This window comes from Pseudomonas sp. RIT-To-2 (genome assembly GCF_029623465.1).
Classification (GTDB): Bacteria; Pseudomonadota; Gammaproteobacteria; order Pseudomonadales; family Pseudomonadaceae; genus Aquipseudomonas; species Aquipseudomonas silvicola.
Genome location: NZ_JAPYKM010000035.1, coordinates 1 through 21,087, shown reverse-complemented (window position 1 = coordinate 21,087; position 21,087 = coordinate 1). Strand labels below are relative to the sequence as shown.

Here is a 21,087-nt window from a genome sequence, read left to right as displayed (position 1 = left end):
GTTATAAGGTAGTTATACGACAACGTATGACCAATTGTTTCAAAGCGCGACTCCCTTCTGTGGGTAACGCTCACCTAACAAAAATACAATCAAGGTGAAGTGATGAAGATTAAAGGCATCCGTTGGTGGATGGTGGCCCTGGTCATGGGCGGCCTGATCGTCAACTACCTGGCCCGTAACACCCTGTCGGTCGCAGCGCCCACGATGATGAGCGAGCTGACCATCTCTACCGAGCAGTACTCCCACATCGTCGTAGCCTGGCAGATCTGCTACGCGCTGATGCAGCCCGTTGCCGGTTATATTCTCGATGCCATTGGCACCAAGATGGGGTTCGCGGTATTCGCCGTGGCCTGGTCGCTGGCCTGCGCCGGCGCGGCGCTGGCCACCGGCTGGCAGAGCCTTGCGTTCCTGCGCGGCCTGCTGGGCCTGACCGAGGCCGCCGGCCTGCCGGCAGGCGTCAAGGCTACCACCGAGTGGTTTCCGGCCAAGGAGCGTTCGGTCGCCATTGGCTGGTTCAACATTGGCTCCTCGGTCGGCGCGTTGCTGGCACCACCGCTGGTGGTCTGGGCCATTCTGCACAGTGGCTGGCAGTTGGCGTTCCTTATCGTCGGCGCCGCCGGCATCGTCTGGAGCGTGGGCTGGCTGTTCCTCTACAAACACCCCCGCGACCAGAAACGCCTGAGCGATGAAGAGCGTGAATACATCCTCAGCGGCCAGGAAGCGCACTTCAAGGAAGAGCCCAAGCAACGTGGCAGCTGGAAAAAGATCGTCGCCAGCCGCAACTTCTACGCTATCGCCTCGGCCCGCATCCTCTCGGAGCCGGCCTGGCAGACCTTCAACGCCTGGATCCCGCTGTACCTGATGACCGAACGGCACATGAACATCAAGGAAATCGCCATGTTCGCCTGGCTGCCGTTCCTGGCCGCTGACCTGGGCTGCGTGCTGGGTGGCTACCTGAGCCCGCTGTTCCATCGCTACTGCAAGGTGTCGCTGTTCACCTCGCGTAAAATGGTCATGCTGTTCGGTTGTTCCTGCATGATCGGCCCGGCCTGCATCGGCCTGGTCGACAGCCCGTACATGGCCATCGCCCTGCTGTGCGTGGGCGGCTTCGCTCACCAGACCCTGTCGGGTGCGCTGTACGCCATCACCTCGGACTCCTTCGGCAAGAATGAAGTGGCCACGGCTACCGGCGCAGGCGGCATGTTTGGCTTCCTCGGCGCAGCGGCGTTTACCGCTGTGTTTGGTGTGCTGGTGACCCAGGTGGGTTACAGCCCGCTGTTCGTGGTACTGGCGATTTTCGACATCATTGCAGCGATCATTGTCTGGACGGTGGCGCGGGAAGTGGTGCGGATCAAGCCGGTGGAGGATGCAGGCACCCCTGTCGGTACCGGTATTGTCGCGGGTTCTTGATGTAGGGCATGAATGGCAACGAGGAGCCGGCCGCTGTGGCCGGCTCCTCCTAGGCTGGTCACCAACGCGTAGCAGCGGACCTGGCCGCGTCTGCTTGACGCGGTGCATCAAACAATCCGCGGCATCCGGGACGCGCTCAGCGAAACGCCGGAACCACCTGTTCGATGAACAGCGCCAGGGACTTCTTCTTCTCCTCATGGGGCAGGCTGTTGTCACACCAGAAGCTGAACTCGTCCACCCCCAGTTCCTGGTAGTGCTTGATCCGCGCCACGATCTCTTCCGGGGTGCCGATCATGGTGTTCTTGCGGATGTTTTCCAGCTGGAACTCCGGCCGCTCGGCGAATTTCTCTTCCGGGCTTGGGTCAAGGAAACCATTCACCGGCACCGTCTTGTTACCGAACCAGGCATCGAACGTACGGTAGAAGCGCGAAATGGCCTTGGCGCCCACTTGCCAGCCGTCCGGATCATCCTTGGCGTGCACGTGGGTGTGGCGCAGCACCATCAGTTGCGGGCGCGGGATGCTGGGGTTGTTGGCCAGCGCCGCTTCGAACTTGTTCTTCAGGTCCACCACTTCCTCGTCGCCTTTCATCAGCGGCGTGACCATCACGTTGCAGCCGTTGGCCACCGCGAAGTTGTGCGAATCCGGGTCGCGGGCGGCGATCCAGATGGGCGGGGTACGCACCGGTTTCGGTACGCTGGTGGAGGTGGGGAATTTCCAGATCTCGCCGTCGTGGGCGTAGTCGCCTTCCCACAGCTTGCGCACCACCGGCACCATTTCCCGCAGGGCGTTGCCGCCGCTGCTGGCCGGCATGCCGCCGGCCATGCGGTCGAATTCGACCTGGTAGGCACCACGGGCCAGGCCCACTTCCATGCGGCCATTGCTGATCACATCCAGCAGGGCACATTCACCCGCTACCCGCAGCGGGTGCCAGAACGGCGCGATGATGGTGCCAGCACCCAGGTGGATGGTGGTGGTCTTGCCGGCCAGGTACGCCAGCAACGGCATCGGGCTCGGCGAAATGGTGTATTCCATGGCGTGGTGTTCGCCGATCCAGACGGTGCTGAAGCCGCCTTTCTCGGCCATCAGGGTGAGCTCGGTCAGGTCCTCGAACAGTTGCCGGTGGCTGACTTGCTCATCCCAGCGTTCCATATGCACGAACAGGGAAAACTTCATGACGCGTACCTCGGATCTTTTGTTTTGGCCCGCCGAAAGCGGGCCTGATGCGGTAGGAGCGCTAGGCGCTGCGGTCGTGATTATTGGTATACCATAATACCAATAATCTGCAATGGATTTATGCCAGGGCCGGCAGCGCGCCCATCTTGCCGCGGCAGTACACCAGGGGGCTGTTGCCGTGCTGCGGCACGATCAGGTTTTTCACCGCACCGACCATGATCGCGTGGTCGCCACCTTCATACTCACGCCACAACTCGCATTCGATGATGGACACGGCGTTGGCCAGCAGCGGGTTGCCCAGTTCGCTGAGGGTCCACTCGATACCGGCGGCCTTGTCCTTGCCCTTGCGCGCGAAGGCATAGGCTTCGGCCTGTTGCTGGCCGGAAAGCAGGTGGATGGCGAAGCGCTTGTTCTTGATCAGCACGGGGTAGGAGTCCGAGCTGTAGTTGGGGCAGAACAGCACCAGGGCAGGGTCGATGGACAGCGAACTGAAGGCGCTGGCCGTGAGGCCCACGACCTGACCGTCGTCGTCCAGCGTGGTGATCACGGTCACGCCCGAGGGGAAGGAGCCCATGACGTTCTTGTAGACGGTGGCGTCGATCATTGCGTGTTCCTCAGTGAGCAGCTGAATTGGTTTTATGCGGCTTTGTTGTCTGATGGTATACCGAGTTTCGGCTTGTGAAAAGTTTGGAATACCATAATATGGTGTTCGTTCGAGAGGGCGTCGATGAACGGCCCCCGAATTGCATTTCCATACAAAGACAAGAACAGAGAATCGAGTGCACCCATGTCCGAAAAGACCGAACAAACGCAGCTGATCGAAAACCATACGGTGGATTACGTACCGTTAGCTGAGCGCCATGGGAAGGCGCGCGATCTCTTTACCTTGTGGTTCAGTACCAACATTGCGCCACTGCCTATCGTCACTGGGGCCATGGTGGTCCAGGTGTTTCACCTCAATCTGCTGTGGGGGCTGGTGGCCATCGTCCTGGGCCACCTGATCGGCGGGGTGGTCATTGCCCTGGCCTCGGCCCAGGGGCCGCGCATGGGCATCCCGCAAATGGTGCAGAGCCGTGGCCAGTTCGGCCGCTATGGTGCTCTGCTGATTGTGTTCTTCGCGGCGATTATCTACGTCGGCTTCTTCGTCTCCAATATCGTCCTGGCAGGTGAATCGATTCACGGCATGGTCAACGCCGTGCCGCTGCCCGCGGGCATCATCATCGGTGCCCTGAGCGCCACCGCCATCGGGGTGATTGGTTATCGGTTTATCCACACCCTCAATCGCATCGGAACCTGGGTGATGGGTAGCGCGCTGCTGGCAGGCTTCTTCATGATCTTCAGCCACGACCTGCCGCTGGACTTCTTCAGCCGTGGCGCCTTCAACCTCTCGGGGTTTCTGGCCACGGTGTCGCTGGGGATCATCTGGCAGATCAGCTTTTCGCCTTACGTATCGGATTATTCACGTTACCTGCCGGCAGATATCGGTATTGCCCGGCCGTTCCTGGCCACCTACGCAGGGGCGTGCTTGGGCACCATCCTGTCATTCAGCTTCGGCGCCGTGGCGGTACTGGCCACCCCGGAAGGCACCGAAGCCATGGCGGCGGTGAAGCAGGCCACCGGTGGGCTGGGGCCGGTGCTGATGGTGCTGTTCCTGCTCAACATCATCAGCCACAACGCCCTGAACCTGTACGGCGCCACGCTTTCCATCGTGACCTCGATCCAGACGTTTGCCGGTAGCTGGACGCCGAGCATCAAGGTGCGCGTGGTGTTGTCGGCCATCGTGTTGACCGGCTGCTGCTTCATGGCTTTGGGTGCGTCGTCGAACTTCATCTCGCACTTCATCGGGCTGATTCTGGCGTTGTTGCTGGTGCTGGTGCCGTGGGCGTCGATCAACCTGATCGACTTCTACCTGATCAAGCGTGGCAGCTATGACATTGTCTCGATTTTCGCGGCGGATGGCGGCATCTACGGGCGCTTCAACCCCCATGCGATCGTGGCCTATTTCATCGGCATTCTTGTGCAACTGCCGTTTGCCAACACGTCGCTGTACGTGGGGCCGTGGGCCAATCTGATCGATGGTGTGGACCTGTCGTGGCTGATGGGCCTGGCGGTGACATGCCCGCTGTACTGGTGCCTGGCGACGCGAAGCAGCCCCATGGCAACTGCCGTCAGGCAACGTCCTGCTGTTATGCGCAACCGTTGACATAGCGCGGCGCCTTCGACGCGGACAGGCTGCCATCTCCCACAGAGGTAGTTGCTGCTACCGGTACCGCGTCGTGGATGCTAGTGAGATATCCCGAAATAACTTCTGTAGGACTAGAAGTAGGACGCTTCTGATTTGCTCAGGTATGGTCGCTACTGCCTTGTGAACGGGGCGCTTGATGAATACTCTCCTGCGGTCGCTGAAGGACAGCGATCGGGTTTGGTAGCCCGGTTCACCAGGCGTGCAACGCTGCCACATGGCGGCTGTGTGCAGGGCACACGTGTGTGCGCCGGCTCGGTGAACCGGTCTACCAACCTGCTTACAGCCGCCACCCATCGTTTGGTAGCGATGCGGCGGCATTGATGTTCACCAAGGATCTACCATGACTCACGAAACTGATTTATCGGCTACTGCACCTCGCGAAACAGCCTGCACTCCCTTCGGCTATTGCGACTCCCACCACCTGCCCATCTTCAACGTCCGTGCCGGCATCCCGATTGATGATGCGCTGGTGCAGATTTCCCTGTTGTTGAAATGCGCCTCTGAGTCAGCTCAGGAATTGGGTGACTACGGCGTGGCGCAACGCGGCCTGCTATGGTCGACGCTGCATTCGGTTGATGCGGCGAAGGCGCTGGCGGATGCATTGATTGATGGGGGCAGTGGAGGGGGCTGATTTAGATCGTATCAAGGCAGTGCGGTGCCAGGTTTTTAGCAATTGAGCGTGTTCCAGATCGAGCACCGCATGGGCGGCGCTCGATCTCAAGGGGACTGGAACGACAACAGCATGCAGCAAGGGTATCAATGCACCCCAGCGCCCTTGCTCAAATCACTCTCCGCCCATTCGGTATAAACACAGGCATCCGCCGCCGCCCACCGTACCCGCACGGCATCACCCGCCTGGAGCGGCATGCCGGCGGCGCTGAGGGCCTTGACGGTCATCGGCGTGCCGCCGGTGGTGACCACGCTGCACGTCTGGCTCTCGCCCAGGAACAGCACTTCGGTCACCTTGGCTGCTACTTCATTCCACCCTGCTTGCAGGGGCGACGCAGCCGCCTGGTCCACGCTCAATGCCTGGGCCTTTTCCGGGCGGATCATCAGCAGAATGTCCTGGTCCGTGTGCAGCCCGGCGGTGAGCCGGATGGCCAACGGCTGGTTGCCGAAGTGCGCCGTGGCGTTGCCCTGGGCTTTGAGCTTGAGGAAGTTGGAGTTACCCAGGAACGACGCCACGAAGGCATTGGGCGGGTTCTGGTAGAGGTCGAAGCCGGTACCCAAGCCGACGATCTTGCCGTGGCTGAAGATGGCGATGCGCTGGGACAGGCGCATGGCTTCTTCCTGGTCATGGGTGACATAGACGATGGTGATGCCCAGGCGTCGATGCAACTGGCGCAGTTCGTCCTGCAGGTCTTCGCGCAGTTTCTTGTCCAGTGCGCCCAGGGGTTCATCCATCAGCAGGATACGCGGCTCGTATACCAGCGCGCGGGCGATGGCCACGCGCTGTTGCTGGCCGCCGGACATCTGCGAAGGGCGACGGTGGGCAAAGGCTTCAAGTTGCACCAGCTTGAGCATGGCATCCACGCGCTTCTTCACTTCGTCGGCCGAGTGCTTGCGGATGCTCAGCGGGAAGCCGATGTTGTCGCGCACCGATAAGTGCGGGAACAATGAATAGCGCTGGAACACCATGCCGATGTCGCGTTTGTGCGGCGGCACGTTCACCAGCGACTGGCCTTGTACCAGAATCTCGCCACTGCTGGGCGTCTCGAAGCCCGCGAGCATCGACAGCGTAGTGCTTTTGCCCGAGCCGCTGGAGCCCAGGAAAGTCAGAAACTCGCCGTCCTTGATGTCCAGGGAAATGTTATCCACAGCGGCGAAGTCGCCGTAATGCTTGTTCAGGTTGCGCAGGCTGACCAGGGTCTTGCCTGGTTGCGCGGTTTCGTTGATCACGGCACTCATTTAGCAACTCCCAGACGCATTTCATTGCGCCGACGCAGGGCGGCGGCGATGACCATCACCAGCACCGACAGGGCAATCAACAGCGTCGAAGCGACGGCGATCACCGGGGTCAGGTCCTGGCGCAGGGTGGTCCACATTTTCACGGGCAAGGTTTGCAGGGTAGGGCTGGCCATCATCACGCTCAGCACCACTTCGTCCCACGAGACCAGGAAAGCGAAGAGGGCGCCGGCCACCATGCCCGGGCGGATGCCGGGGAAGGTCACCTTGAACACGGCCTGCAGCCGCGACGCACCGCAGATCACCGCGGCGTCTTCGATGGACTGGTCGAACAGCTTCAGCGAGTTGATGATGGAAATGATGGTGAACGGCAGCGCGACGATCACGTGGCTGACCACGAAGGCGAACAGCGTGCCGGTGTAGCCCAGCTTCAGGAACAGCGCGTACACCGCCACGGCGATGATCACCAGCGGCACGATCATGGGCAGGGTGAACAGCCCATAGAGCAACTCGCGGCCGGGGAAGCGACCGCGTACCAGGGCGAACGCCGTGGGCAGGCCCAGGGCCACCGAGAAGATCGTGGTCAGAATCGCTACCTTGAGGCTCGATAGGGCAGCGTCCATCCAGTCGGCGTTGGAGAAGAACTGCACGTACCATTTGGTGGTCCAGCCCGGTGGCGGGAACACCAGCCACTGGGACGAACCGAACGACAGCAGCACGATGAACACGATCGGCAGCAACAGGAACAGCGCGATCAGGCCCGTGGTGGTGTAGAGCCCGAAGCGCATGCGTGCGCTCATGGCATTGGGGGTCAGCAGCATGTCGGCTTACCTCGCGTTGCTGGAGCCGACCGGGCTTTCCGGTTGCAGCTTCAGGTAGAAGTAGAACAACACCAGGGTGATGACGATCAGCAATGCGGCCGCCGCGCTGGCCAGGCCCCAGTTGAGGAACGATTGCACCTGCTGGATGATGAACTCGGGGAGCATCATGTTCTGCGCACCGCCCAGCAGCGCCGGCGTCACGTAGTACCCCAGCGACATCACGAAGACCATCAGCGCACCGGAAAACAGCCCCGGCCGACACAGCGGCAGGAACACCCGGAAGAAGTTGGTCCACGGGCTGGCGCCACAGATGGAGCCGGCCTGCAGCACCATCGGGTCGATGGCCTGCATGGTTGCCTGCAACGGCAGCACGATGAACGGGATCATGATGTAGCTCATGCCGATCACCACGCCGGTGAGGTTGTGCACCATCTCCAGCGGCTGGTCGATGATGCCCATGGCCATCAGCGCCTTGTTGATCACGCCACTGGCCTGCAACAGCACCAGCCACGAGTAGGTACGTGCCAGCAGGCTGGTCCACATCGATAGCAGCACGATGTTCAGCAGCCAGCGGCCCCAACCGCGCGGCACCAGGGTAATGACCCAGGCCAGGGGTAAGCCCAGCAGCACGCTGAACAGGGTCACCAGGCCCGCCACCGAGAAGGTGTTGAACAGCACTCGGGCGTAGGCCGAGTTGGCGAACAGCGCCTGGTAGTTGCCCAGGCCCGGCACCGGCTCGAGCACGCCGCGCAGCAGCAGGCCGATCAGCGGGGCGAAGAAGAACAGGCCCAGGAACAGCAGCGCCGGCAGCAAGTTGCGGCTGCCGCGCCAGCGCTGGGCCAGGGTAGGCGTGTTGTGCATGACGGCCGCCTTGGCGTGGGTGGCGCCGGCAACGCTGGGAGCGCCGCCGTTGCCCTGGCGGTGAGTGACCGCCGACATCTTCATTTGACCAGCCATTCGTTCCACCGTGTCGCGATAGCCGGGCCGTTTTTGGCCCAGTAGGCGAAGTCGAGGGTGATCTGATCCTTAGCGTAGGCAGTGGGCAGGTTCGGCGCGAGTTCAGGCTTGAGCAGGCTCACGCTGTCCTTGTTCACCGGGGCATAGGCGGTCAGGTTGGCGAAGTCCGCCTGGCCTTTGGCCGAGCTGGAGTTGGCCAGGAACTTCATCGCCGCATCCTTGTTTTTCGAGCCCTTGGGGATAACCAGGAAGTCGGCCATGACCAGGTTCTGCTTCCAGCTCACGCCCACGGGTGCGCCGTCTTGTTGCAGGGCGTAGACACGGCCATTCCAGAACTGGCCGATGCTGGCTTCACCGGAGGCCAGCAGTTGCTGCGATTGAGCGCCGCCGCCCCACCAGACGATGTCTTTCTTGATGGTGTCGAGTTTCTTGAAGGCGCGGTCCAGGTCCAGCGGGTAGAGCTTGTCGGCGGCGACGCCGTCTGCCAGCAGGGCCAGTTCCAGCACACCGGGGCTGGGCCATTTGTACAGGGCGCGCTTGCCGGGGTAGGTCTTGGTGTCGAACAGGGCGGTCCAGTCCTGCGGCTTGCCGGCGCCCAGCTTGCCTTCGTTGTAGCCCAGCACGAACGAGAAGTAGAACGAGCCCACACCATGGTCGCCGACGAAGCGCGGGTCGATCTTGTCGCGGTCGATGACCTTGAAATCCAGCGGTTCCAGCAAGCCCTCGGCGGCGGCACGCAAGGCGAAGTCGGCTTCCACATCGACCACGTCCCACTGCACGTTGCCGCTGTCGACCATGGCCTTGAGCTTGCCGTAGTCGGTGGGGCCGTCCTGCACCACCTTGATGTCGCTGGCCTTGCTGAACGGCTCGGCCCATGCAGCCTTCTGCGCGTCCTGGGTCGAGCCGCCCCAGCTCACGAAGCTCATGCTGTCGGCGGCAAATGCAACGCTCGTGGAGACGGCCAGAATGCTGGCGGCAAGGACCGCGGTAGCACCTTTGTTGAACACCATTTGTACGCCCTCATTTGTTGTGTTTTGAGCGGGCTCTACATCGCCCGCCTTTCGGGAGCAGTGGGTCCAGGGGACCTGGTAATGGTCGACCGCGTCAGGGCTTGTTGTTTGTGCTGTCCCTGGCGGGCGCACCTGACACATTCATTCGGTCTACTGGAATATCATATTATGGTATTCCAAGATTTGTACAAGAGTTTCCCTATACCGGCTATCTGCAGGGGTAGCGATATACCCCGCACAGGGACGCTGTATCAGGCTTGGAAGGGAATGCTCTCAACGACCTCCAGGTCGTAGCCTGTCAGGCCGGCATACTTGAGCGGTGGGCCGAGATGGCGCAGTTTGCCCACGCCTATGTCCTGCAATATCTGCGCCCCGGTGCCCACCTCCGAATAGATGCGCGACTGCGAGCGGCTGTACTGGCGCGGTGGCTGGGTCAACTGCGGTACCCGTTCCAGCAATGCCTGGGACGATTCATGGTTGGCCAGCACCACCACCACGCCTCGGCCTTCCTCGGCTACCCGTTGCAGCGCAGCCCACAAGGTCCAGTTGCTTGGCCCGCTGTATTCGGCGCCCACCAGGTCACGCAACGGGTCGATCACGTGCACGCGCACCAGGGTCGGGTCGTCGCGACGGATGTCGCCCATCACCATGGCCATGTGCACGCCACCTTCGATGCGGTCTTCGTAGGTGATCAGGCGGAAGGTGCCGTGCACCGTGGGCAGGTCGCGCTCGCCATTGCGCACCACAGTGTGCTCGGTGCTCAGGCGGTAGTGGATGAGGTCGGCGATGGTGCCGATCTTGATGCCGTGCTTGCGGGCGAATACTTCCAGGTCCGGGCGCCGAGCCATGGTGCCGTCGTCGTTCATGACCTCGACAATGACGGCCGCCGGGGTGAAGCCGGCCAGCCGTGCCAGGTCGCAGCCGGCTTCGGTGTGGCCGGCGCGGGTGAGCACTCCGCCTTCGCGCGCCCGCAAGGGGAAAATATGGCCGGGCTGGACGATATCGTGCGCGGTGGCGCCAGGGGCCACCGCGGCCTGCACGGTGCGAGCGCGGTCTGCGGCGGAGATACCGGTCGTCACCCCGGTGGCGGCCTCGATGGACACGGTGAAGGCAGTCGCGAACACGCTGCCATTGGCGGGCACCATCTGCTCTAGCCCGAGGCGTTGGCAGTGTTCGTCGGTCAGCGTCAGGCAGATCAGACCACGGGCCTCGCGGGCCATGAAACTGATGTCGGTGGCGGTGCAGCGGTCGGCTGCCAGCAGCAGGTCGCCTTCGTTTTCTCTATCCTCATCGTCGACCAGCAATACCATCTTGCCCTGGCGGAAGTCTTCGATGATTTCTTCGGTGCTATTGAAGGCCATGTGTTGTCTCACTTATTGCTGGCAGGCGTTATTACAGTTCTGGTATACCATAATACAACTTGAACCGAACCGTCGAGGTAGTAATGAAGGCTTATTGGATCGCCCAGGTCGATGTCACGGACCCCGAGCAGTACACCGAGTACACCCAGCGCGCGCCGACCGCGTTTGCGCTGTATGGCGCCAAGTTTCTTGCCCGAGGCGGGCGCAGCATTGCCATGGAAGGGCGCGAGACACCGCAACGCAGCGTGGTGATCGAGTTTCCCTCGTATCAACAGGCCATCGACTGCTACAACTCGCCCGAATACCAGCAGGCCAAGGCCCAGCGCGAAGGCGTGGCCACGGCAGAAATCATCATAGTCGAGGGGTACCCGCTGGGTGACGATGACGCGGTTTGATCAGCGGATGAAGTGGATCTTGCCGCTGTCGTCGTTGCCCATGTAGATGCCGTAAACCCCGGCCCGGCGCTCCTCGATATAGCGTTCGAGGATTTGGCGTATGGCCGGGTAGTAGATGGCGTCCCAGGGAATGTCTTCGGGGGCGAAGAAGCGGTAGTCGAGGGTTTCCGGGCCGAAGGCACCGGTGATTTCCACGGCCAGGGCGCGGAAGACGATGTAGACCTCGCTGATGCGCGGCACGCTGAAGATAGAGTAGGGCGAGATGATCTCGGCGCGCACGCCAGTCTCTTCCCAGACTTCGCGCACGGCGGCCTGCTCGGTGGTCTCGCCGGCCTCCATGAAGCCGGCCGGCAAGGTCCAGGTGCCCGGGCGCGGGGGGATGGCGCGTTGGCACAGCAGGTATTTGCCGTCCTGCTCGATGATGCAGCCGGCGATGATCTTCGGGTTGATGTAGTGAATGTAGCCGCAGCCCGTGCACATCAGCCGCTCATGGGTATCGCCGTCGGGCACCTGGTGAACCAGGTGGGCGGCACCGCATTGCGGGCAGAAGCGCGGGCTGGGCATGTTCAACTCCCTATGCGGGGTTCTTTCTGGACGATGGGTGTGGCGATGTCGCGCAGCTTGGCAGTCTCGTTCTGTTTCAAGCGCAGGTATTCCAGCGCCACCTTGGCTGCGGCGCGAACGTGGTCCACGGAAGCCTGGTGCGCAGCCTGCGGGTCACCGCTCTTGATGGCGGCCACGATCCGCTCCATTTCCTGGTTGCTGGAGCCGCGGCGGTTTTCCTGGGACACCGAGGTGGCGCGCAGGTAGCTGATGCGGGCCTGCAACTGGCGCAGTTGAGCGGCGGCCACGCGGTTGCCCGACCCCTCGAGCAGTACGTCGTAGAAACCCTGCACCGAATCCAGCACCTGGGTCAGTTCACCCTCGGCCAGGGCCTTGCGGTTCTCGTCCAGGGCTTTTTCCAGGGCGCGGATGTCCTTGGCCTTGGCGTTGAGCGTGAACAGTTGCACGATCAGGCCTTCGAGCACGCAGCGCAGCTCGTAGATATCGCGGGCGTCTTCAAGGGTGATGATGGCCACGCGGGGGCCTTTGGCGTCGGCGAATTCCACCAGGCCTTCTGATTCCAGGTGGCGCAGGGCCTCGCGCACCGAGGTGCGGCTGACGCCCAGGCGGTCGCACAGGTCGCGCTCCACCAGGCGGTCGCCGGGCAGCAGCTGGAAATTCATGATGGCGCTGCGCAGTTTATCCAGCACGATTTCGCGCAGGGTGACCGGGTTGCGATTGACCTTGAAGCTGTCGTCGAGTGGCAGGCGTTTCATTGGGTCCGCTCTGATGAGTTGGGGAGGTACCTCAGGGCCGGAATGGGGGCCGGACAAGGGCCGAAAATCATGGGCGAGTTTATCATGCAAACAGCTGTATTGAATGGGCCGGCCTCTTCCTGGGCTTCGCCCGGCCCCACAAGGGCTTGCCTATCCGATGTGGGACCGGGCGAAGCTCGGGAAAGGTTTTACACAATATTCGGCAATGCGCCCAACTTGCCCTTGTGATAAACCATCGGCGTCACCGGTTCGGCCGGCAATATCAGGTTCTTTACCGCGCCCACGATGATGGCATGGTCGCCACCGTCGTATTCGCGCCACAACTCGCACTCGATGATCGCCGTGGCCTTGGCCAGCAGCGGGTTGCCCAGTTCGCTCAGGTGCCACTCGATGCCCTGGGCCTTGTCCTTGCCCTTGCCGGCAAACGCATAGGCTTCGGCTTTCTGGTCGGCGGACAGCAAGTGAATGGCAAAGCGCTTGCTGTCGCGCAGCACCGGGTAGGTGTCCGAGGCATAGTTGGGGCAGAACAGTACCAGCGCCGGGTCGATGGACAGGGCGCTGAACGCGCTGGCGGTGATGCCGACGATACCGCCGTCCGGGTCCAGGGTGGTGACCACCGTTACACCGGACGGGAACGACGCCATCACTTCTTTATAGATGCCGGGTTCGATCATGGCAGCAACACTCCTAGCGCATTACAAAGGGGTCGGGCATGGGTGCCTGCGAGAGGTTGATCCATACCGTTTTCAGCTCGGTATAGGCCAGCACCGAATCGATGCCGCTCTCGCGGCCGTAGCCACTGTTCTTGAAACCGCCGATCGGGGCCATGGCCGAGACCGCGCGGTAGGTGTTGACCCAGATGATGCCCGAACGCACATCGCGCGCCAAACGGTGCGCGCGCCCCAGGTCGCGGGTCCAGATGCCGGCGGCCAGGCCGAACTGCGAGTCGTTGGCGATCGCCAGCGCCTGGGCCTCGTCCTTGAAGCGGATCACCGAAGCCACGGGGCCGAACACTTCTTCTTGCATGATCTTCATCGAGTTGCTGTCGCATTCGAACAGGGTGGGCTCGTAGTACCAGCCGTCACTGCCGGTCTGCGCACGCTTGCCGCCGGTGCGCAGGGTAGCGCCCTCGGCCACTGCCGCCGCGACCAGACCTTCGACCACGGCCAATTGCTGCGCGGTGGCCATGGGGCCCATCTCGCTGGTTTCATCCTGGGGGTTGCCGATGCGGATGCGCTGGGCGCGTTCCACCAGGCGGGCGACGAATTCGTCGTAGATATCGTCCTGTACCAGCAGGCGTGAACCGGAAACGCAGCTCTGTCCGGAAGCCGCGTAAATGCCGGCCACGGCGCCATTGATGGCGCTGTCCAGGTCGGCGTCGGCGAAGATGATGTTGGGCGACTTGCCACCCAGTTCCAGCGATAGTTTGGCGAAGTTCTCGGCACTGCTGCGCACCACATGGCGAGCCGTGGCGGCGCCGCCGGTGAAGGCGATCTTGCGTACCAGCGGGTGGCGGGTCAGCGCCGCGCCGGTGCTGGGGCCGTAACCGGTGACCACGTTGACCACACCGGGCGGAATGCCGGCTTCCAGGGCCAGGCGGGCCAGCTCCAGAATCGTCGCCGACGCATGTTCCGAGGGTTTGAGGACAATGGTGTTGCCCGCCGCCAGGGCTGGGGCCAGCTTGATGGCGGTGAGGTACAGCGGGCTGTTCCAGGGAATGATCCCCGCCACCACGCCCATGGGCTCGTGCACGGTGTAGGCAAACAGGTCGGGTTTGTCCAGCGGCAGGGTGCCGCCTTCAAGCTTGTCGGCCAGGCCTGCGGTGTAGTGGAAGAACTCTGGCAGGTAGCCCACCTGGCCGCGGGTCTCGCGGATCAGCTTGCCGTTGTCGCGGCTTTCCAGCTGCGCCAGTTGCTCTTTGTTCTCGGCGATCAGGTCGCCCAGGCGGCGCAGCAGCTTGCCCCGCGCGGTGGCGGTCAGGCCGCGCCAGGCGGGGCTTTCAAAGGCTTTTTGCGCCGATTGCACGGCGCGTTCCACATCGGCTTCGTCGGCGTCGGGCAGCACGGCCCAGGCTTGCGCCGTGGCCGGGTTGAGGCTTTCGAAGGTCTTGCCGGACAGGGCATCGACCCATTGGCCGTCGATGCACATCTGGAAGCGGGCGAGAGTCATGCAACGATCCCCTTGGCTTGATTCTGGGTAGTGAGCGCATGGGCGAGGAAGTCCAGCAGCACCTGGTTGACCAGGCGCGGCGACTCCACGGGCATCATATGCCGCTGTTCATCGAGCACTGCAACTTGCGCGCCGGGAATGCGCTCGGCCAGTTGCCGTGCCATCAGCGGGGTAGAGCCGGGGTCCAGCTCGCCAGTAGCGATCAGGGTCGGGACCTGGATATTGCCAAGGTCGTCGGCGCGGTACATGTCCTGGGTGGCGAACAGCTCGTAGGTGGTCAGGTAACCCTGGGGGTCATTGCTGGCCAGCGTCTGGCGGATCGCCGCGATTTGCGCCGGGTTGGCGGCCTGGTATTCGCGGCTGAACCAGCGCGACAGGGCTGCCTCGGCATTGGCGTCCGGGCCGTGCTCCGCAGCCTGGGCAGTGCGGGCGATGACACCGGCCCGCTGTTCGGCACTGCGGTTGAACACACTGTTGAGCACCACCAGCCCCGACAACCGCTCGGGGTAGTGCAGCGCGAAGGCACGTGCCACCAGGCCGCCCATCGAGAAGCCGATGACGATGGCCTGGGGGATGCGCAGGTGGTCGAGCAGTTCCAGCAATTGGTCGGCATACCCACCCAGCGAGGTACCGGCAGCCGGGCGCGGGCTGGCGCCGTGGCCCAGCATGTCGTAGGCGATGACGCTGTAATACGGGGCCAGGCCGACGATCTGGCCGCCCCACATTTCTTTGTTCAGGCCCACACCGTGTATCAGGATCACTGGGTGGCCTTGGCCGGTAGCCAGGTAACTGGTGCCGGCCGGGGTGGTTTCAGCGGTAGGCCGAATCATGGAACGCTCCTGCAAGCCTTAGTTGTTTTTTTCTGCGGCCAGTTCTTCGAGGTCGATGTAGCGGTTGCCGATGCGCGGGTGCAGGCGGCCACCGTTGGCAGCGCCCAGCACCACCACGATCTCGTCGGCGCGCGGGGCGTCTTCGATCTGCATTTCAAGGGTGATGTAGTGCGAACGCAGCCCTTCGTCGTCCTTGTGCATCATCGGGATCTGGATCGAGGTGCCTGGGCCGCCGCGCTTGTTGGTAAAGCTCAGGTAGCTCTTGGCCTGCACCGCTTCGCGGTAGTGGTTGCCGAAGCGCAGGGTATGGATAACCGCCGAGGCGTGTTCGATCTCGCCGTCGGCACCCACTACCGCGGCCTTGCCATAGGCTTCGATCTTGTCGGCACCACCGATGGCGGCGGTCAGGCGTTCGACCATCAGTGCGCCCAGGGCAGAGCAGTTGGCCTTGATCACCGGCTTGAGGTCTTCGACGAAACCCTGGCCAACCCAAGGGTTCTTGATCACCACCGCCAGGCCGACCATGGTCACTGGCTTGTCAGTGGCCTTGCCGCCTTCGATCAGGGTTTCCTCGGTGTAGCTCACGATCTTGCGAATTTCGAAACTCATGGCCTGCTCCATTCTAGAGTTGGGATGGATGTTGTTGTCTGATGGTATACCATAATATTTGCGATGCAAGCCCCTTGTGCGCGTTGGTGGGGCGGGTTGGCGATAAAAGGTATGTGGTATGCCAAAAGATGGCATTCCATGGATCATAGCGCAGAAGGGGCGTGGGCGATAAGGAGCAGATGGGCGGGGATAAAGCGGGTCAGAAGCGCTGGCAGCCGATGCGTTATGGGAGCTGGCTGGCCAGCGAGCTTTTCAGGCCCTTGAAAAACTCGCTGGCATTCCAGCTCACACATATTTTGCGGGCTTTAGCGCTTGGCAGGGGCGATCACGCCATTGAGGTAGTCATACAGCGCATCCGCCACCTTGATGTAGCCTTCCTTGGTGAAGTGCACCAGGTCGGGGCGGGCCAGGTCCTGGGCTTGCCAGTTGACGATGGCGCAGTCCCCCCCCATGAAGGCTTGCCAGTTCCAGTACAGGGTACGGTTCTGCTTGGCAACTCGCTGCTGCACGTCGATCACGGGGTGCAGGCTGCGAGGCTGGCGAGCCTGGCAGCTGCCGGCACCTTTGTTCTTGATCGAGTCCGGCGCGCCGACGATCAGCAGCACGGTGCCTGGCAGTGCCTGGCGCAGTTGCTGGATACGTTGAGTCTGCTGACTTTCATACAGGCCGATATCCAGGTCATCGTCGAATGCCTCGTTGGTGCCATAGGCCACGATCAGCAGGTCAGGCTTGAGCGCCTTGAGCGTATCCAGCCAACCGGGTTGCCATTTGTCCACCACACTGAACTGGGCACCGTTGATGCCCAAGGTAGAGAACACCACGCCGCTGTTGTTCTGCCCCAGGATATTCCAACCGCCCACCGCCAGGTTCTGGCTGCTGGCGAAGGTCAGGTCCATGGGCAGCGCCAGGTTGCCGATGGCCGGGCTCAGGCGCCACTGGCCATTGGTCAGGGGCAGGGGGCGTGCGGCCTGGGTGTAATCATCGCGGGCTTGCAGGCGGTTGTTGCTGCCGGCCTGGTACAGGGTCGAGACCCGGTAGCGCATGTCGGTGGGGGGTGTCGGTTCCAGGTGCACGTGGGCGCCGGCGGTTTGCGGCACCGACAAGTAGCCACCCAGAGGGAAGCGGTCGCTGTGCTGGTTGCGCGCCGAGGTCAGGTTCCACTGGCTTCTGGCGGCGGTAATACGCACTTGGTCGTAACGGGTACCCGGCACTGGGGTAGCAGCGATGAAGCCGATGCCACCGTTGCCGTAGTCCTGCTGGAAGCGGGTACGCAGTTCGCCGGTCAACAGGTCCGCGGCGGTGTGCGAGTCGCCCAACTGGACGATGGTCACCGCCGAGCGTTGGGCATTCTTCAATTTGTTCTGCAATAGCCGCAGGTTGGGTTCCGCGGCGGTCGGCTTGGCGGCCCGCACCACTTTGGCGGGGCTTGGCGCAGTTTGCGTGGCGACGGCCGAGACCGGGCTGCAGCCGCTCAACAGCACGGCACTCAGCAGCGTCATGGGGCCAGGCAGTCGTTTCATTCAGCGCTCCGTAAGGTCGTGGTTCTGGATATTGATCAGGGACATCACCCGCTCGGCGATCAGCTTCTGGCCGGTGGTGGTGAAGTGAATGCCGTCATCCACGCGAGTCTTGACCTTCTTGCCGTCCGCACTTTCAAGGTACGGCGAGAAGCTGGTCTCGTCGTGGTAGCCCAGCACGTCGTTGGCCGACAAGTACAACTGGCCGTAGCGCTCGGCTTCGCTTTTATACAGTTCGCGCAGGTAAGCCATGGCAGTGGACAGCTTGTCCTTGCGCATGTTCGGCGGGCCTACCCAGATGACCTGCACATTGTGTGCCCGTGCCAGGTCATAGATACGCTCCACCCGCTGGCGGTACGAGGCTTCCCAGTCCGCGCTGTGGAAGCGCAGGAAAGGCTTGCCCTTGGCCACCGGCATGTCCCAGGGGTCGTTGGGGCCGAGGAACACCACGATCAGGCGGATGTTGTGGTTGGCCAGCAGGGTTTGCTCCACCGTCAGCGGCCAGTTGAAAAAGCCCGGGTAGGCAAGCCCGGTGCTCTGCTTGCTGAGGTTGATGCTGTTGATCTTGTAGCGCTTGAGCAGCGTGTTGGCCAGGTGCGGTGCCACGCCTTGCATCAATGAGTCGCCGACGAAGAACACCTCGTCGCTGGGGTTGAGGTTGGCGATGGTCAGCGGGGTGATCTTGACCGGTGCCGGGGGCTCCGGTGCGGCTACCGGCGCCTGCACCGGCGCGGCTTGCACGATGGTTTCTGGCTCCGGTTCCGCAGCGGCGACTGGCGAAGCGGGCTGGTCGCTGGCCGGTGTTTCTTCCAGGCGTGCGAAGAAGGCGTTGCGCGCGTCGTCCATGGCGGCGGTCAGGCGGGCGCCGAAGCCCCATGACGCGTTGTCACCCAGCCCCGGCACGCTGCAGTCGGCGTGGTACTTCTGCTGGCAGTACAGGCGAATCGACGTCTGGTTCAGCCACACCAGAATCAATGCCGTTACCAGCAGGCCCAGGGTTACCTGCAAGGCCTTGATGAATTGGCTGCCCACGTTATCAGAAGCTGGCATAGATGAACCCCGGCACGCCTGAGGGCGACGCGAAAATGACCAAGGAAATGAACAGGCCCAACGGTATCGGGTATACCAGCCAGGGAATTCGTCGGCTGGCGGCGAAGGCTTGGCGCAGGCTTTGTACGAGCCAGGGGTAAACGGCGATCAGTGTCAGGCACGCCAGCACACCTGCCCAGGGGCCTTGCGCCAAGCCTTCGAAAGACAGGTGGGTGAGGCCCACAAGCATGTCCTGGGTGTCTTCCAGGGTGGCGCTGCGAAAGAAGATCCAGGCAAAGGCCACGTAATGAAAGGTCAGCAAACGGGCCAGCAGGTCAGCGCCCGGCCAGGTGCGAGGGCCGGGGAACGTCCGCGCATACAGTCGGTAGACGATCAGCCCAGCGCCATGCAGGGCGCCCCATATCAGGAAGTTGACACTTGCGCCGTGCCACAGGCCGGAGATCACCATGGCCAGGAACAGGTTCAGGTTACCGCGCCAGTAGCCTTTGCGGTTGCCGCCCAGGGGAATGTAGAGGTAGTCGCGGATGAACGTCGACAGGCTGATGTGCCAGCGGTCCCAGAACTCCTTGAGGTTGCGCGCCAGGTACGGGTAGTCGAAGTTGCGTGGCAGGCGAAAGCCCAGCAGCAACGCGATGCCAGTAACAAGGTTGGTGTAGCCGCTGAAGTTGAAGTAGATCTGCAGCGAGTAGCCATAGATGCTCAGCAGTATCTGTTCGGGGGAGAAGCCGCTGGGTGTGTCGAATACCGGGTCCACCCAATTGTTGGCCAGCCAGGTGCTGAACAGGAACAACTTCACCACGGCCAGGGCCACCAGCCCGAGGGCGCGCTGTGGCTCCAGCACTTGGCGCGGGGCGCTGGGGTTGATCTGCGGCAGCAGGTGCTCGGCGCGGTTCACGGGGCCGGCGATCAGGCTGGGGAAGAACGCCAGGTACAGGGCCAGGTCCAAGGGCGCGGCGGGCTTGAGCGTGCCGCGGTTGATGGACATCAGGTAGCTGACCGAGTGGAAGATATAGAAAGACATGCCTACAGGCAGCAGTACTTCCCAGATAGGCAACGAACCATCAATGCCCAGCGCCTGCAAGCCTTGCTGGAAGCCGGTGGCAAAGAAGTCCTGGTATTTGAAGAAATAGAAACAGCCCAGCACCAGCGCCAGGATGGCCCCGTAGGTGAACCTTCGCCCCGGGTAGCGCGCACTCAGGTGGCCCAGCGCGAATACCGCGGCGCTATAGCCCAGGAGCACGTACAGGAACGTGAGGTTGAAACTGGCCAGGATCGCGTAGCTGGCCACCAGCAATAGTACGTTCTGCACGCGCAGGCTGAAGTTGAGGCACCAGTACAGCAGGAAGAACAGAATGAAGCACAGGCCGAATTCGATCGAGAAGTAGCTCATCAACGTAGTCCGTTACGCTGTCTGCGGCAGCAGGAAGGGGGGGCGTTTTCAGGCGCATCGCCGCAAATCAGGGGCGCGGATTATGTCAGAGTGCCAGATGGCCCAACAAGCCGACCTTGGATGAAGATTGCACTAGGCCACCTTACGTCTGTCGGACAATTCGACAGGCAGGCAGTAATTGGGATCCATCTTCCAAAAGCTGCACTAGTCTTCTCCTTTCAACCAAAGGAGGTGGTTATGAACCGCACAGGCAATCGTATGGACAGCGCAGCAATCAGGGAAACCCTGTACCAGGAGTGGGACAGCGGAGAGCTCATCGAGCAGCCATGGGGTACGGCGCGGGGCGAGGCCGGCGGTTATCTGAAGCATGAGGCTGGGTATGACATGGAGGAGGAAGAGGAAGAAGAGTAAGTCGGCAAGCCTTGGCATGGCTGCCTGGCTCTAGTGCGGGGCAGCCATGTTGTCTCAAGGCTTCAGTTGGCATCCTTCCAGTGCAGATTCAGGGTGTTGGCTTTGCCGGTGGCCACCTCAACCGTCCCCCGGGCTTCACGCCCGTCATGTTGCGCGACCACCACGTACCGGCCAGCGGGCAGCTGTGCCAGCAGAAGGGGCCCCACGTCATTCACGTCGAGCACTTCGTGGCCCTGGGCATTCTGGATGGCAATGTGGCTCACCGGTACGTACTTGTTCCCCGTTCCTTCTGAAAAGGTCATGTGCAGGTCATAACCCGGCATGCGCTGGAGCGCGCACGCCTCATCCAGCCCGATGCCTCCGGACAGGTAAGTGACGCCGTTCTGTTGTTGAGCTTGAAGCTGGACGCCGGCAGGATCCACGGGGTCGGTGCAGGCGGCGTGGGCGAGAGAAGAGCAAAGCCCTGCCAGGAGGGCGCCTGTCAGGGTGAGGGTGTGGAGGGTGTTCATGGTGG

The 21,087-nt window shown here is 62.3% G+C and carries 22 protein-coding genes; 5 read left to right on the top strand and 17 right to left on the bottom strand.

The features are described 5' to 3' along the window. Positions 1-102 precede the first annotated feature (102 nt). Positions 103-1,410 carry an MFS transporter gene (locus QBK88_RS24725; RefSeq protein WP_277964075.1) on the top strand — a complete coding sequence of 436 codons (1,308 nt, stop codon included), beginning with the start codon at positions 103-105 and terminating at the stop codon, positions 1,408-1,410. 136 nt (positions 1,411-1,546) lie between these two features. Here QBK88_RS24725 and QBK88_RS24720 read toward each other — a convergent pair whose 3' ends face one another. Both QBK88_RS24720 and QBK88_RS24715 read right to left on the bottom strand, forming a co-directional pair. Continuing rightward, complete coding sequence (locus tag QBK88_RS24720) at positions 1,547-2,584, bottom strand: LLM class flavin-dependent oxidoreductase (RefSeq protein ID WP_158158707.1); 1,038 nt, start codon at positions 2,582-2,584, stop codon at positions 1,547-1,549. A gap of 118 nt (positions 2,585-2,702) precedes the next feature. After that, entirely contained in the window at positions 2,703-3,188 is a 486-nt protein-coding gene (locus tag QBK88_RS24715; protein ID WP_277964074.1) for a flavin reductase family protein, read from the bottom strand. 183 nt (positions 3,189-3,371) lie between these two features. Here QBK88_RS24715 and QBK88_RS24710 point away from each other — a divergent pair, with 183 nt between their 5' ends. Continuing rightward, entirely contained in the window at positions 3,372-4,787 is a 1,416-nt protein-coding gene (locus QBK88_RS24710; protein WP_277964073.1) for a cytosine permease, read from the top strand. 382 nt (positions 4,788-5,169) lie between these two features. Then, complete coding sequence (locus tag QBK88_RS24705; protein WP_277964072.1) at positions 5,170-5,460, top strand: DUF3077 domain-containing protein; 291 nt, start codon at positions 5,170-5,172, stop codon at positions 5,458-5,460. Between the two features lie 125 nt (positions 5,461-5,585). On the opposite strand, the gene QBK88_RS24700 is transcribed toward QBK88_RS24705, so the two are convergent. From QBK88_RS24700 to ribBA, 5 genes are all read right to left on the bottom strand, one after another. Beyond that, the gene (locus QBK88_RS24700; RefSeq protein WP_277964071.1) at positions 5,586-6,737 is read right to left on the bottom strand and encodes an ABC transporter ATP-binding protein; all 1,152 of its coding nucleotides are present in this window, start codon (positions 6,735-6,737) and stop codon (positions 5,586-5,588) included. After that, positions 6,734-7,555 (bottom strand): ABC transporter permease, encoded by an 822-nt coding sequence (locus QBK88_RS24695; protein WP_277964070.1) that lies wholly within the window; start codon positions 7,553-7,555, stop codon positions 6,734-6,736. Before QBK88_RS24695 ends, QBK88_RS24700 begins: the two co-directional genes overlap by 4 nt. 6 nt (positions 7,556-7,561) lie before the next feature. Continuing rightward, complete coding sequence (locus tag QBK88_RS24690) at positions 7,562-8,512, bottom strand: ABC transporter permease (RefSeq protein WP_277964069.1); 951 nt, start codon at positions 8,510-8,512, stop codon at positions 7,562-7,564. Then, complete coding sequence (locus QBK88_RS24685) at positions 8,497-9,522, bottom strand: ABC transporter substrate-binding protein (protein WP_277964068.1); 1,026 nt, start codon at positions 9,520-9,522, stop codon at positions 8,497-8,499. The genes QBK88_RS24690 and QBK88_RS24685 overlap by 16 nt, the downstream gene beginning before the upstream one ends. Positions 9,523-9,773: 251 nt before the next feature. Then, entirely contained in the window at positions 9,774-10,883 is a 1,110-nt protein-coding gene (gene ribBA, locus QBK88_RS24680) for a bifunctional 3,4-dihydroxy-2-butanone-4-phosphate synthase/GTP cyclohydrolase II (protein ID WP_277964067.1), read from the bottom strand. Positions 10,884-10,966: 83 nt separating this feature from the next. Between ribBA and QBK88_RS24675 the strand changes: the two genes are divergently transcribed. Continuing rightward, entirely contained in the window at positions 10,967-11,278 is a 312-nt protein-coding gene (locus tag QBK88_RS24675) for a DUF1330 domain-containing protein (RefSeq protein WP_268145590.1), read from the top strand. Here QBK88_RS24675 and QBK88_RS24670 read toward each other — a convergent pair whose 3' ends face one another. The 9 genes from QBK88_RS24670 to QBK88_RS24630 all read right to left on the bottom strand — a co-directional run bounded on the left by QBK88_RS24670 (position 11,279) and on the right by QBK88_RS24630 (position 20,162). After that, a complete protein-coding gene (locus QBK88_RS24670) occupies positions 11,279-11,842 on the bottom strand; it encodes an NUDIX hydrolase (protein ID WP_277964066.1) in 564 nt (187 codons plus the stop codon). It abuts the gene before it with no gap. A 2-nt stretch (positions 11,843-11,844) separates the two neighbouring features. Beyond that, positions 11,845-12,597, bottom strand: a complete 753-nt coding sequence (locus QBK88_RS24665) for a GntR family transcriptional regulator (RefSeq protein WP_277964065.1) — start codon at positions 12,595-12,597, stop codon at positions 11,845-11,847. 188 nt (positions 12,598-12,785) lie between these two features. Then, on the bottom strand, positions 12,786-13,271 hold the full coding sequence (locus QBK88_RS24660) for a flavin reductase family protein (RefSeq protein WP_277964064.1): 486 nt from the start codon (positions 13,269-13,271) through the stop codon (positions 12,786-12,788). 13 nt (positions 13,272-13,284) lie between these two features. Next, positions 13,285-14,766: an aldehyde dehydrogenase gene (locus QBK88_RS24655; protein ID WP_277964063.1), complete on the bottom strand. Its 1,482-nt coding sequence runs from the start codon at positions 14,764-14,766 to the stop codon at positions 13,285-13,287. Next, positions 14,763-15,596, bottom strand: a complete 834-nt coding sequence (locus QBK88_RS24650) for an alpha/beta fold hydrolase (protein ID WP_277964062.1) — start codon at positions 15,594-15,596, stop codon at positions 14,763-14,765. The genes QBK88_RS24655 and QBK88_RS24650 overlap by 4 nt, the downstream gene beginning before the upstream one ends. Positions 15,597-15,614: 18 nt before the next feature. Continuing rightward, a complete protein-coding gene (locus QBK88_RS24645; RefSeq protein WP_158158722.1) occupies positions 15,615-16,205 on the bottom strand; it encodes an amino acid synthesis family protein in 591 nt (196 codons plus the stop codon). 305 nt (positions 16,206-16,510) lie between these two features. Continuing rightward, positions 16,511-17,725: an SGNH/GDSL hydrolase family protein gene (locus QBK88_RS24640; protein WP_277964061.1), complete on the bottom strand. Its 1,215-nt coding sequence runs from the start codon at positions 17,723-17,725 to the stop codon at positions 16,511-16,513. Next, the gene (locus tag QBK88_RS24635; RefSeq protein WP_277964060.1) at positions 17,726-18,772 is read right to left on the bottom strand and encodes an SGNH/GDSL hydrolase family protein; all 1,047 of its coding nucleotides are present in this window, start codon (positions 18,770-18,772) and stop codon (positions 17,726-17,728) included. Further along, positions 18,759-20,162 (bottom strand): MBOAT family O-acyltransferase, encoded by a 1,404-nt coding sequence (locus tag QBK88_RS24630; RefSeq protein ID WP_277964059.1) that lies wholly within the window; start codon positions 20,160-20,162, stop codon positions 18,759-18,761. Before QBK88_RS24630 ends, QBK88_RS24635 begins: the two co-directional genes overlap by 14 nt. Positions 20,163-20,399: 237 nt before the next feature. On the opposite strand from QBK88_RS24630, the gene QBK88_RS24625 reads away from it, so the two are divergent. Continuing rightward, positions 20,400-20,573, top strand: coding sequence for a hypothetical protein (locus tag QBK88_RS24625; RefSeq protein ID WP_277964058.1), 174 nt, complete (start codon positions 20,400-20,402; stop codon positions 20,571-20,573). Positions 20,574-20,635: 62 nt separating this feature from the next. On the opposite strand, the gene QBK88_RS24620 is transcribed toward QBK88_RS24625, so the two are convergent. Then, positions 20,636-21,087: hypothetical protein (locus tag QBK88_RS24620; protein ID WP_445764994.1), on the bottom strand; the 452-nt coding region annotated here is incomplete at its 5' end.

Excerpts from the sequence above, each read along its gene's own strand:
- QBK88_RS24640 (WP_277964061.1), bottom strand. The coding sequence starts at position 17,725 with ATGAAACGACTGCCTGGCCCCATGACGCTGCTGAGTGCCGTGCTGTTG.
- QBK88_RS24635 (WP_277964060.1), bottom strand. The coding sequence starts at position 18,772 with ATGCCAGCTTCTGATAACGTGGGCAGCCAATTCATCAAGGCCTTGCAG.
- QBK88_RS24710 (WP_277964073.1), top strand. The coding sequence starts at position 3,372 with ATGTCCGAAAAGACCGAACAAACGCAGCTGATCGAAAACCATACGGTG.
- QBK88_RS24685 (WP_277964068.1), bottom strand. The coding sequence starts at position 9,522 with ATGGTGTTCAACAAAGGTGCTACCGCGGTCCTTGCCGCCAGCATTCTG.
- ribBA (WP_277964067.1), bottom strand. The coding sequence starts at position 10,883 with ATGGCCTTCAATAGCACCGAAGAAATCATCGAAGACTTCCGCCAGGGC.
- QBK88_RS24645 (WP_158158722.1), bottom strand. The coding sequence starts at position 16,205 with ATGAGTTTCGAAATTCGCAAGATCGTGAGCTACACCGAGGAAACCCTG.
- QBK88_RS24705 (WP_277964072.1), top strand. The coding sequence starts at position 5,170 with ATGACTCACGAAACTGATTTATCGGCTACTGCACCTCGCGAAACAGCC.
- QBK88_RS24660 (WP_277964064.1), bottom strand. The coding sequence starts at position 13,271 with ATGATCGAACCCGGCATCTATAAAGAAGTGATGGCGTCGTTCCCGTCC.
- QBK88_RS24675 (WP_268145590.1), top strand. The coding sequence starts at position 10,967 with ATGAAGGCTTATTGGATCGCCCAGGTCGATGTCACGGACCCCGAGCAG.
- QBK88_RS24715 (WP_277964074.1), bottom strand. The coding sequence starts at position 3,188 with ATGATCGACGCCACCGTCTACAAGAACGTCATGGGCTCCTTCCCCTCG.
- QBK88_RS24700 (WP_277964071.1), bottom strand. The coding sequence starts at position 6,737 with ATGAGTGCCGTGATCAACGAAACCGCGCAACCAGGCAAGACCCTGGTC.
- QBK88_RS24690 (WP_277964069.1), bottom strand. The coding sequence starts at position 8,512 with ATGGCTGGTCAAATGAAGATGTCGGCGGTCACTCACCGCCAGGGCAAC.
- QBK88_RS24725 (WP_277964075.1), top strand. The coding sequence starts at position 103 with ATGAAGATTAAAGGCATCCGTTGGTGGATGGTGGCCCTGGTCATGGGC.
- QBK88_RS24655 (WP_277964063.1), bottom strand. The coding sequence starts at position 14,766 with ATGACTCTCGCCCGCTTCCAGATGTGCATCGACGGCCAATGGGTCGAT.
- QBK88_RS24670 (WP_277964066.1), bottom strand. The coding sequence starts at position 11,842 with ATGCCCAGCCCGCGCTTCTGCCCGCAATGCGGTGCCGCCCACCTGGTT.
- QBK88_RS24665 (WP_277964065.1), bottom strand. The coding sequence starts at position 12,597 with ATGAAACGCCTGCCACTCGACGACAGCTTCAAGGTCAATCGCAACCCG.
- QBK88_RS24630 (WP_277964059.1), bottom strand. The coding sequence starts at position 20,162 with ATGAGCTACTTCTCGATCGAATTCGGCCTGTGCTTCATTCTGTTCTTC.
- QBK88_RS24695 (WP_277964070.1), bottom strand. The coding sequence starts at position 7,555 with ATGCTGCTGACCCCCAATGCCATGAGCGCACGCATGCGCTTCGGGCTC.
- QBK88_RS24650 (WP_277964062.1), bottom strand. The coding sequence starts at position 15,596 with ATGATTCGGCCTACCGCTGAAACCACCCCGGCCGGCACCAGTTACCTG.
- QBK88_RS24720 (WP_158158707.1), bottom strand. The coding sequence starts at position 2,584 with ATGAAGTTTTCCCTGTTCGTGCATATGGAACGCTGGGATGAGCAAGTC.
- QBK88_RS24625 (WP_277964058.1), top strand. The coding sequence starts at position 20,400 with ATGAACCGCACAGGCAATCGTATGGACAGCGCAGCAATCAGGGAAACC.